Below are 10,428 nucleotides of genomic sequence, written 5' to 3' on the forward strand. Positions count from 1 at the left end.
AAGGGCGGAGGGATTCGCTCTTCCCCGTTCTCCCGGCCTCCTTGACAGTCTGCCGAGTGGGGAGGACTCTCCTCCTCCGTCCCCGAATGTCGGCCAGCCCGGAGGCCCGTTTGCACCGTCGTGCCGGAAGTGCCATCCCCGCGTTCTTGGTGTGCTTCGCGTTCTTCACGCCGTTTTCGATCGCGGGGGCGCACATTAGCCTCACGCTGGCAGGGCTGGCCTTCCTGACGGATCCGCAGAGCCGCAGTTCCGCCCGGCGGCTGGCACGCGGGCACTTTCTCATGCGCCCGGTAGTCGCATGGTGCGTGGTGAGCATCGTGGCCGCTCTTTTCGCGATCGACTTGTTCGGGTCGGTCATCAAGCTGAAGAAACTCCTGCTGCTCACGCTCCTTCCGCTCGGCGCGCTTCCGCAGGTGCGGGCCCGGATCGGGTGGATTCTGGGGGCGCTTCTGTCTTCGGCCGCGGCCGTTTCCACTGTGGGCCTCGCGCGGCACCTGCTGGCGGGAGGAGGGCTTGCGGAGCGGCTTCGCGGGATCACGGGGCACTACCTTACGATCGCGGGGATTCTCATGGTCGTGACGCTGGTTGCCGTCGGGATTGCAGCGAGCGGACCCGGCGCGACCCGCCCATGCCGCCGTTTTGCGGGCATTGCCTCGGCGGGGGTGCTGTCGTTCATCGCGCTCATGGCCACCTATGCGCGCGGGAGCTGGCTGGGATTCGGCGCCGGGGCACTCTTCCTTCTGCGGCGGAATCGATGGCCGCTGCTCGCGCTGGTGGCGGCCGGCACGCTCTTCGCCATGCTGGGCCCGCAGGATGCGCGCGACCGCCTCCGCTCCATCGTGGATCCCGATCATCCCCGGAATATTGAGCGCGTCCTCATCTGGGAACACGGGCTGGAGCTTTCGCTGAAGAGACCGTGGTCCGGCCTCGGGCTGGTGATTCCGGCCGGGCTCATGGAGAAGGAGGTGGCGACGGAGCATGGCGTGATTCGCGTTCACAGCCATATGCACAACACGCCGCTTCAGATTGTCGTCTCGATGGGATTCCCAGCGCTGGCGGTCTTCGGATGGCTGGTGGCGGCCTGGTTTCGTCTGGGGAAACGCGCGTTGCCCGGGGCGGAGGGGCTGTGGGAGCGTGGGCTGGTCGCGGCCTATCCGGCGGTGCTCTCGGCTCTTCTTGTGAACGGCCTCGTGGAATGGAACTTCGGGGACTCGGAGATCCTGGGGCTGTTTCACCTGCTGACCGGGCTTGTCCTCGGGGTGGAGTCGGCGGAGTGACCCCGGAGCGCTGGCCCGTCGGCATCTGGGTGGCCGTGGGCGCGGTGCTTCGCTTCCTGTGGCCCGGCGGCTTTCTCTTCCGGTTGGATGAAGCCGTTCACATGGAGTTCGCCCGGGATCTTGCCCGGGATCCCCGCTGGATCGATCATGCGTGGCTGTCGAGCGCGGGCGTTCCGAACGGGCCTGTCTTCGCGATGTTCCTGACGCCCTTTGCCGCGCTGAGTGCGGACCCCCGCGTCGCGCAGGCGGGAGTGGCTCTCGCGAATGTGGCGGCGCTCGGCCTGGCGATACCGCTCTTCCGACGCCTTCTCCGGTCGGAAGCGGAGGCGCGGACCGCGCTGGCGATTCTGGCCACTTCGCCCGTGGCGATCTGGTTCTCGCGAAAACTCTGGGATCCGTGCCTTCTGGCTCTCTTCACGGTGCCGGCTCTCTTTCTTGCCGTCCGCGCGCTCTCCCCGGGCGGGTCGCGCACGGTGGCCTTCGTTCCGCCGCTGCTTGCGCTCGCAATCCAGACCCACCAGTCCGCGGCATTTCTGGCGGCCGCGCTGGGCGTGGCGTTCCTGATTGCGTGGCGTCGCGTTGCGTGGGGTGCGCTCCTTGCGGGAATGGCCGCGGGCGCCGCGCTGCTGGCTCCGTGGGTATCGTATCTCGCGAGAGAGGGCGGAGGCCGGACCGGGATCGCGTCGCTGGTGCCGTTCCGCACGGCCCCGGACATCGATGTGGTGACGAACCTGGTGATGGACGCGACGGGGCACAACATCATCCAGTCGGCCGGATTCGAAGCGCCGTGGATGCTCCTGTGGCCGGTCCCGCCGGTGGGGCTTCTCGTCTGGCTGGCCGCGGTGCCTTTCGTGGGGCACCTGACCCGCGGGTACCGGGAACTGGTTCGCCCGACGGAGGAAGACGCCTGGCGTCCCGGCGCCCGCGAAGTGGCGATGGCGGCGGCAGTGGGGGTCCCGGTGGCGTATCTGGCGCTGGGTGTTCGCGGCGTGGCGCACTACTTCCTGCCGGTGCTTCCCGTGCTGGTGGCACTTCTGGTGGTCGGGGCGCGTCGGCTTCGCCCGAAAAGGGCTCCCGGCCGGTGTGCGCTCTCCCTCCGAACGTTGGTCGTGGTGAATGTGCTGTCATGGCTCCTCTTTCAGGGGTACATGGTTCGGCACTCGGGGGGACCTTCCTACGGGTTGCCGTACGGGGAGGTCGCGCGGGCCTGCGAAGAGGTGGCGAATCGAGCGAGGGCCGACGGCCTGGGAACGGACTCGGCGCCGCTGCGGCTGATGGTGGATGTCCCTCGGGACCGGGGGGCGCTCCCGAGGCAGTACGCCTTCGTCCTGCGGGAGATCAGCGGGATCCGGGTCGAGGCCCCGGGGCCCGACGGCGTGGCGGATCTTGTTCTTCGCGTGCGCTGGACGCGCCCGGGGGGGGGTGGTCGGCGGGCATGGAGCGTGGAGGCGGCGGAGGTCCTGGCGGTTCCCCGCATGGCGAATGCGGGACCCGACACGCGCCGCGCACAGTGGGAAGACCCGTGCGGCAGTGGTATGCTCCGCTCCGCGCGAGGGGAATCATGGACGAGAACAACCGAACGATCACCAGCCACAAGAAGGCGCGTCACGACTACCATCTCATCGAGAGGATGGAAGCGGGGCTGAGCCTTACCGGAACCGAAGTGAAATCGCTGCGCGCCGGGAAGGCGAGCCTGTCGGAGGCGTATGCGCGGATCGACGGGTCGGAGGTGTTCCTCGTCGGGGCGCACATTCCCGAGTACAAGCACGGGAACCGCGAAAACCACGAACCCACGCGAAAGCGGAAACTCCTTCTTCATCGAAGGGAGATTGACCGCATCATCGGGAAGATCCGCGAGAAGGGGCTGACGCTGGTTCCGCTGCGCCTCTACTGGAAGCACGGTCGTGTGAAGGTGGAGATTGCGCTGGCGCGGGGGAAGCGGTCGTACGATCGCCGGGACGACATCGCCGCAACGGAGGCCAGGCGGGAAATGCGAAAGGCGAAGGCGCGGCGCACGGGAGGCGACGAGTGAACCGGTTGGCGAGTGCGCTTCTTGCGGCGGGGTGCCTGGCGTTGGTCGTTCACGCGGGGACGGAAGCCTCGGCCGGGCCACGCGTCGAGCGATCGGGCGGCTTCCTGCGCACGACCGCCCGTCCGGAACCGCGCGAACTGGCGTGCTTTCGGGTGGACGGCGTGGACTGCCTGCGGCTGGCGGATGTCGCGCGTATCTTCCACGGAACGCGCTACTGGCGGCCTGACATCGAGAAGATCGTGCTGAAGGTGGCAGGGCGCCGCATTCGCCTGACGGTGGACAGCCCGTTCGTCTTCACGGGGTCCGAGGGCGTGAACCTCATGGCCCCGATTGTGCGAACGGGAGACGGGGTGCTCGTCCCGGTTCGACTGGTGACGCGCGTGCTCTCGCCGATTGTCGAAGGTGAAGTGAGCTGGCATCGGGATCGGCGGCTTCTTCGGATCGACACGGAGGATCCCACGGTGCTTCGCGTGTCTTACGGTTTGCCGGAAGAGAGCGTGCTGGCGGAGATCGGTCTGGGGAAGGCGCAGGTCGCCCGCGTGCACCATGTGCTGGAGGGGAGCGGGGACGGCACGGGCCGTCGTGTTCGCGTGGCCATCGACGACGGGATTCTGGCTCCGGAGCTGGAGGGATTCTCGCCGGGCGGGCGGTTCGTGGATTCGCTGGTCGCGACGCAGCGAGCGGGGCACGCGGAACTGGACTTCCACCTGTCGCGGGACGCGCCGACGGGGCTGGGGCTGGAGTTTCGCGGGCGCCCGGCGCGATGGCTTCTCGCCGCGGGCCGCGCGGACAGTGGGGACGCGGTGGAGGGATGGGGCGAGGGGGAACGCGCGGATCTTGCCGGGCGGGAAGTGCGCGTGGTGGCGGTGGACGCCGGGCATGGCGGGATGGACCGGGGTGTCCTGTCGAGCGCCGGGGTTTCGGAGAAGGAGATCGCGCTGTTGATCGCCGGGCGGCTGGCGGAACTCCTGGAGGACGAGGGGTTCGTGGTGGTCATGACGCGTCGTGACGATCGCTACATCAGGGCGGACAGTCGCGCGGAGAAAGTGATTGCCGGGCGCGCGGACCTGCTCTTCTCGATCCACGCGAACGGGTGGTTTGACGCGAGCACCCGGGGCTTCTCCGTGGCGGTTCTTCCGGAGGGGACGGCGGCGGAGGAGGGCGGCATGCGGCGCTGGGGCGAAGTGTCGGCGGACGCGGTGCGCGAGAGTCGCCTTCTGGCAGACTGGACGCTGGAAGAAATGGAAGCGCTTCTTCCGCTGGAGAGCCGTGGCGTGCGCGAGGGAGACTTCGCCGTACTGCGGGGTGCGGGAATCCCGGCCGTGCTGGTGGAGTGCGGGTTCCTTTCGAATCCGGAGGAGAGCCTGACGCTGTCGGACGGAGGCTTCCACGACGGGGTGGCGGTCGCGCTTCTGGAGGCGGCGCTGCGTTTCCGGGACGCGGCGGCGGTCGGTGAGCTTCAGCCCGCGGAGGAGACGGCGCCGTGAAGTGGGGGATTGCGATTCTGGCGGTGATGGTGGTGGTGCTGGTCGCGGGAGGGATGTACTACGCGTTGGAGCGCGAAGAGACGAACCCGATCGCCCCCAAAGTGGAGGAGACGCCGGGAACGAGAAGTGTGGAACTGGTCTTCGCCGGGGAGGACGGCGGGACGGTTCGTGAAGATCGGGAGGTGCTGGCCGGGGAAATGCCCGAGGACGATCTGGCCCGCGTGATTGCGGAACTGGCGGTCGGGCCGCGCGGGGGGGGTGCGTCGCCGCTTCCGGAGGGAACGGCGGTGCGCCATGTGTTTCACGACGGCGACGGCCGCGTGACGCTGGATCTGTCGCGGGAGGCGCAGAGGAATCACCCCGGCGGCTCGGAGGCCGAGCGCGCCACGATGCAGTGTCTCCTGGCGACGATCGGCACCAACTTCTTGTGGGTGGATGAAGTGCAGATTCTGATCGAAGGGAGACCGGTGGCGACGCTCGCGGGGCACACGGATCTGTCCGGTGCATTCCCGCTGGCGAAGTATCGATAGAACTCGTGGAGTGGCCGGGGCGGAAGCCGGTGGCCGGAAAGGGAGAGAGCGCATGACGCGTGCGGACGGGAGAGGGGTGGACGCCCTGCGAGTCGTCTCGCTGGAGATCGGGTATGCGAAGAACGCGGAGGGGTCGTGTCTCGTGCGGATGGGCGACACCTGGGTGTTGTGCACCGCGTCGGTGGAAAAGGGCGTGCCGGGGTGGCTGCGCGGAAAGGGCCGCGGCTGGGTCACCGGCGAATACGGGATGCTCCCGCGAAGCACTTCCACGCGGATGCGCCGGGGCAAGGGCGGGGGCCGGACGCAGGAGATCCAGCGGATGATCGGGCGCTCGCTCCGCGCGGTGACGGACCTGCAGTCGTTGGGGGACCACACCGTCACACTCGATTGCGATGTGCTGCAGGCCGACGGCGGCACCCGGACGGCGGCGGTCACCGGCGCGTGTGTCGCGCTCTTTGAGGCGTGCGAGAAGATGCGGCAGGACGGCGCGCTGGAGAAGTGGCCCCTTCGCGAGCTCGTGGCGGCGATTTCCGTCGGGGTCGTGGACGGGACGCCGGTGCTGGATCTCCCGTACGAAGAGGACTCGCGGGCGGAGATCGACATGAATGTGGTGATGACGGCCTCGGGTCGGTTTGTGGAAGTGCAGGGGACGGCGGAAGCGGACCCCTTCGAGCGGGAGACGCTGGACGCCATGCTGGACCTGGCGCGTGACGGCGTGTCGGAGCTCGTCGACCTGCAGCGCGGGGTGCTCGGACTGGCGGAGGGCACGGGCGGCGGTGAGTAGCGGAGCGAGCGGTGAAGTGAGGGTCGTGCTGGCCACCCGGAACCCGCACAAGGTGGGTGAGTTTGCCGAACTGCTCCGGGGATTCGGCGTGACTGTCGTTCCGCTGTCGGAGTTCCCCGGGGCGGGAGATGTCGTGGAGGACCGCCCGACCTTCCACGGGAACGCCGCGAAGAAGGCGGAGGCCGCCGCCGCCGCGACGGGGCTTCCCGCGCTGGCCGACGACTCCGGGCTGGAGGTGGATGCGCTCGGAGGGGCGCCGGGCGTTCGGAGCGCGCGTTTCGCCGGAGTGGACGCGGACGACGCGGCGAATCGCCGACACCTGGTGGAATGCATGGCGGATGTCCCGGACGGGGATCGGGATGCGCGGTTCCGCTGCGTGCTGGCGCTGGCGATGCCGGACGGGGAGACGCGGTTTGCGGAGGGCGCGTGCGAAGGTCGGATCCTGCGGGAGGAGCGCGGCTCGGGCGGGTTCGGGTACGATCCGCTCTTCGTGCCCGCCGGGGAGACGCGGACTTTCGCGGAGATGGCATCGACCGACAAGGACGCTCGATCGCATCGGGGGCAGGCCGTGCGCCGTGCGGGGTCGCTCTTCGAGGGGCTGAAGGCGGCCGGGCCGCGCGGGCAGGGCCGGGGGGCGGCTTGACACTTCGCGCGCCACGCGGGTACTGTCTCTCCCGGTTCTCCGGCAGGAAGGGGACTGCTCAGCGGGGGCGCGGACCGGCATTCGCCCCGTTCGCGATCACCTCCGCGGGCGGATCGGTTTCGGGGCGTGGCGCAGTCCGGTAGCGCACCTGCTTTGGGAGCAGGGGGTCGGAGGTTCAAATCCTCTCGCCCCGACCAGCCTGCAGTGGAGATGGACGACCGACCGACGCGCCCGTAGCTCAGCTGGATAGAGCAACGGCCTTCTAAGCCGTGGGCCGCAGGTTCGAGTCCTGCCGGGCGCGCCAGGATCGGCGCGGGTCTTGAAGGGGTGGTGGGTGTAGCTCAGTTGGTAGAGCGCCTGACTGTGGCTCAGGCTGTCGCGGGTTCAAGTCCCGTCATCCACCCCAACCCGCGTGCCCGAAACGGCTTGAAGGGCTCCCGCAGAGGGAGTATCTTGCGCGGGCTTGCGTCCGGGGTTCCCCGGAGGGGCGTGACAGAAGGTGCACCGCTAGCTCAACTGGCAGAGCAACTGACTCTTAATCAGTGGGTTCGGGGTTCGAGTCCCTGGCGGTGTACCACCTCTCGCGCCCGGGGCCTCCCGGACAAGGATGGATCTGTTTGCCGCTTCGGGGGTTGAAACACCCGGGCGAAATGACGAATACTGAAGGGGCCGCTGACGGCGAAGGTTCGCCTGCGGTGGCGTGAGATCACTTTCAACATGGGGGCGAATGGATTCGACGGGGTTCACTGAACCGATGATTGCGTGCCGAGGTGCCCGGCCTCGTTAAAAAGGGCAACACAACAACTGCCAACGACGAGTTGGCCCTGGCCGCCTAAATAGGCCAGCGGTGGCTCCTTCCGTGTCCGCGGGGGGGGATGCCACCGTCATTTTCGCGGACTCGCTGCTTCCGGGCGCCTCGGCCGGAGCGGTCAAAATGCACCGAGGCTGGCGTCGCCCGGATCCCGTCCGTCGGAGCCGGTCGAAGTGAGATTCAAAAGGCGGAAAGCGCACGGATGAATTGTCGGAGACGGTTCTTCGGACGCGGGTTCGATTCCCGCCGCCTCCACCAGTGCGAGGGCCCGTAGCCTGGAAAGGTGCGGGCCCTTACGCGTTTGTGTGAGTTTGACCGTCTGGTTGTGTTGCGATGATTGTTGTTGGGGGAACCGGCGCCGATGAGTGTCGCGATCTCGTTGAGACCCATCCTGGCGATGTCCGGCACCACCCCGCAAAAAGCCGAATGGCCGGTCACCAGGATGAGGCAAGGCCTGGCCGATCTCTCGGTCCCCCCCGGGGGGGGGGGGGGGGGGGGGGGGCGAATCGGTTCCGCCTCCCTGGAACCGATGGTTCCGGTCCCGGCCATGAGGGAGCGCGTGGCTGCACGGTGCCTTGGGCGGAAGTGGCTGCGACACAGCAACCTGGGCGTCTGTTGCCCTTGCCTGGACAGATTGGCACGGATTCTGCTGTGGGGTGGGGCAACTCCGCACCTCTCCACGCGCGGGGTGAACGCACGGATTGCCGGAGGCGCGAAGGTCTCAGGGTTGCGGCAGGAACGGAACTTGACTGGAGTGACGCGTGTCTCTCGCGTCGCCAAGGGGGAAGAGATAAACAAGCTTCTGGCGTTCCTGCTGGCCTTGGCCCTTCCGCAGACGGCCCGCGCTCAGGGCTCCGTCGTCGTGGACTACGACCCCTATCGCCACTCGGCCGTGGAGAGCTTCGATGTCTACGAATACCCTGTCGTTCCGATGACACCCGAGTGGGATACGGTGCACAAGGACTCGACCTGGCAGGTGATCCAGATTCCCTCTGATGTGCTTACCTCCATGAGCACCAGGGGACTCGCACATACCTGTCTCAAGACACCCTTCAGACACAGTTGGGTTATACCCGACGGGAAGGGAGTCAATGCTGGAATTCTCAGAATCAGCAAGGGATCCAATGCATTTGCCGAGCTTCTCCAACGGACGGATGCTGGTCCTGCTCTGTTCGAAGTCTATCAGAGTATGGATCCGGATGCTCCGGATTCCAGCTGGGAGCGAACGACTCGGTTTTGGTACGAGTGGGATTTGGCATTGATCGAGGTCCTGCTCAGTAGGGATGAAATCAGGTCGGGACTCACCAACGAGGCGAAGGTTGATCTTCTGACCCTTGTTGTCGACCGGTACAGGACCCGAGCCACTCAAAAAGAGGGTTGTATGTCTTCCTTGGTGCTCATGGGAAGACTTCTCATCGACCTGGACAGTCCTGACATGGTGTCCAAGTACGATGCAGACGTGCGTTTGAAAACAGCGCTCAACAGCCCCCACTTGATGGGATTCCAGAATCCCGCTGCAATCTTCCCTGTGATTCAGATCGCGATGGCGTATATCGCGTCGATGAACTAGGAGGGTAGTGTCATGAGAACGACGATATTCGCCGCTCTTCTCCTCATGATGGTGAGTTCGACGTCTTTCGGGGCTACGATCACCGTCAACAGTCCCTCTTGGAGTGGCTCTTGGACGAACGGAACACCGTACTACATCGAGTGGACTCACAGCGGGACGAGTGGCTACTTCAAGATCGAACTGTACAAAGGTTCAACACTCGTGGGTGAGATCATCGACAACACCTACGCCAGCACCAGTCCGGGTTACTACTACTGGACTGCGAACAATTACCTCGGTGGGGAACTCACCAGCCTCATCAGGACTCCCAAACAATCGGTCGTGAATGGATCCGCGGGGTAGAATGAGGCGCGATCCGGGACGTCGGGAGGCGGGACTATGCGGTTGAATTTCCTATCCCTCGATTCCCTCGACCCACTGCTCCTCTCGATTGTGTCGCGCTCACGCGTCATGATCTTCTCCCTGGTGCACCCGCACCATCACTGGTGCGGAAAGGCACCGCCGTCCCGTGAAGGAGGTGTGGCATGGGCCGCACGTTTACCCTCACGACGGTCACGGTACTGCTCTGCGGTATTGTCGCTCTTGCCAGTGACGCTCCGACGTCACCCGGCGAAGGGATCGTCCTGGCTGATGGTCAGCTGCTTCACGAACCGTTCGGTTTCACCGGACAGGGGACTGCGACGCTCTCGCTGACCTGCGCCGAGTACCCTGCGGGTATCCCGTATCTCATCATTCCGGATTCTCCGGTGACCGTGGCACACAACGCACGGTCCCAGTTGATCCATGTAGATGCACTGAACGCCTACCGGACCGCCCGCACCATGCGTGCCGCCAATCCCAATCAGGCGTTCTTCGACGCGATCCGCAACTCCGATCTCATCGTCCCGGGCTCCCTCGAGGAGTACCCGAACGGCTGCGAGGTCATGTTCCGCGAAGACCTGGATTCACCGAAACCCCAGAAGCGCTGGATCGGCATCCCCGCGGTTCTTCCCGAGGATGCCCCCATGGATCGCCCGGCGATGCACGAGGAAGCCATCCAGAAGTTCCATCGCGTCATGGACGCAGGTGGTATCGTCATCGTGCTCAATGGAGAGCCCATCGGCCACGCGAACTACGAAGGCCGGGATCGCACGCTCCACCTCATGGACGTGCTGCCTCACCGCACGACGGTTGACCGGCGGGAGCTTACCCAGTCGGCATTCTGGAACCCGGATGTACTCCGGGCAACGTTCCCCGACATCAAGCTCACCGAATCCATCACTGTGGAGGATTGAACCATGCACTCGGCTACCGT

10 protein-coding genes, 4 tRNA genes and 1 other RNA gene are annotated in these 10,428 nt (G+C 66.3%); all 15 read left to right on the forward strand.

Annotated features, from left to right (window positions below; translation table 11 throughout):
• Window positions 1-86 precede the first annotated feature (86 nt).
• The 15 genes from QF819_09130 (at window position 87) to QF819_09200 (ending at window position 10,408) form a co-directional block, all read left to right on the forward strand.
• Complete coding sequence (locus QF819_09130; protein ID MDP6803317.1) at window positions 87-1,277, forward strand: O-antigen ligase family protein; 1,191 nt, start codon at window positions 87-89, stop codon at window positions 1,275-1,277.
• On the forward strand, window positions 1,274-2,923 hold the full coding sequence (locus QF819_09135) for a hypothetical protein (protein MDP6803318.1): 1,650 nt from the start codon (window positions 1,274-1,276) through the stop codon (window positions 2,921-2,923). The genes QF819_09130 and QF819_09135 overlap by 4 nt, the downstream gene beginning before the upstream one ends.
• Window positions 2,839-3,309: an SsrA-binding protein SmpB gene (gene smpB / locus QF819_09140; protein ID MDP6803319.1), complete on the forward strand. Its 471-nt coding sequence runs from the start codon at window positions 2,839-2,841 to the stop codon at window positions 3,307-3,309. Before QF819_09135 ends, smpB begins: the two co-directional genes overlap by 85 nt.
• Entirely contained in the window at window positions 3,306-4,796 is a 1,491-nt protein-coding gene (locus QF819_09145) for an N-acetylmuramoyl-L-alanine amidase (protein ID MDP6803320.1), read from the forward strand. Before smpB ends, QF819_09145 begins: the two co-directional genes overlap by 4 nt.
• A complete protein-coding gene (locus QF819_09150; protein MDP6803321.1) occupies window positions 4,793-5,326 on the forward strand; it encodes a GerMN domain-containing protein in 534 nt (177 codons plus the stop codon). The genes QF819_09145 and QF819_09150 overlap by 4 nt, the downstream gene beginning before the upstream one ends.
• A 52-nt stretch (window positions 5,327-5,378) precedes the next feature.
• On the forward strand, window positions 5,379-6,110 hold the full coding sequence (rph, locus tag QF819_09155; GenBank protein ID MDP6803322.1) for a ribonuclease PH: 732 nt from the start codon (window positions 5,379-5,381) through the stop codon (window positions 6,108-6,110).
• Window positions 6,103-6,753, forward strand: a complete 651-nt coding sequence (rdgB, locus tag QF819_09160; GenBank protein ID MDP6803323.1) for an RdgB/HAM1 family non-canonical purine NTP pyrophosphatase — start codon at window positions 6,103-6,105, stop codon at window positions 6,751-6,753. Before rph ends, rdgB begins: the two co-directional genes overlap by 8 nt.
• A gap of 120 nt (window positions 6,754-6,873) precedes the next feature.
• Window positions 6,874-6,950, forward strand: a tRNA-Pro gene (locus QF819_09165).
• 30 nt (window positions 6,951-6,980) lie between these two features.
• Window positions 6,981-7,057 (forward strand) — tRNA-Arg (locus QF819_09170).
• Between the two features lie 26 nt (window positions 7,058-7,083).
• Window positions 7,084-7,159 (forward strand) — tRNA-His (locus QF819_09175).
• Window positions 7,160-7,254: 95 nt separating this feature from the next.
• Window positions 7,255-7,330, forward strand: a tRNA-Lys gene (locus tag QF819_09180).
• 142 nt (window positions 7,331-7,472) lie between these two features.
• Window positions 7,473-7,822, forward strand: a transfer-messenger RNA (tmRNA) gene (gene ssrA, locus QF819_09185).
• A 496-nt stretch (window positions 7,823-8,318) separates the two neighbouring features.
• Window positions 8,319-9,134 carry a hypothetical protein gene (locus QF819_09190; GenBank protein ID MDP6803324.1) on the forward strand — a complete coding sequence of 272 codons (816 nt, stop codon included), beginning with the start codon at window positions 8,319-8,321 and terminating at the stop codon, window positions 9,132-9,134.
• A 51-nt stretch (window positions 9,135-9,185) separates the two neighbouring features.
• A complete protein-coding gene (locus QF819_09195; protein ID MDP6803325.1) occupies window positions 9,186-9,476 on the forward strand; it encodes a hypothetical protein in 291 nt (96 codons plus the stop codon).
• 182 nt (window positions 9,477-9,658) lie between these two features.
• Window positions 9,659-10,408, forward strand: coding sequence for a hypothetical protein (locus QF819_09200; protein ID MDP6803326.1), 750 nt, complete (start codon window positions 9,659-9,661; stop codon window positions 10,406-10,408).
• Window positions 10,409-10,428: the final 20 nt, after the last annotated feature.

Source organism: Gemmatimonadota bacterium (genome assembly GCA_030747075.1).
Lineage (GTDB): Bacteria > ARS69 > ARS69 > ARS69 > ARS69 > ARS69.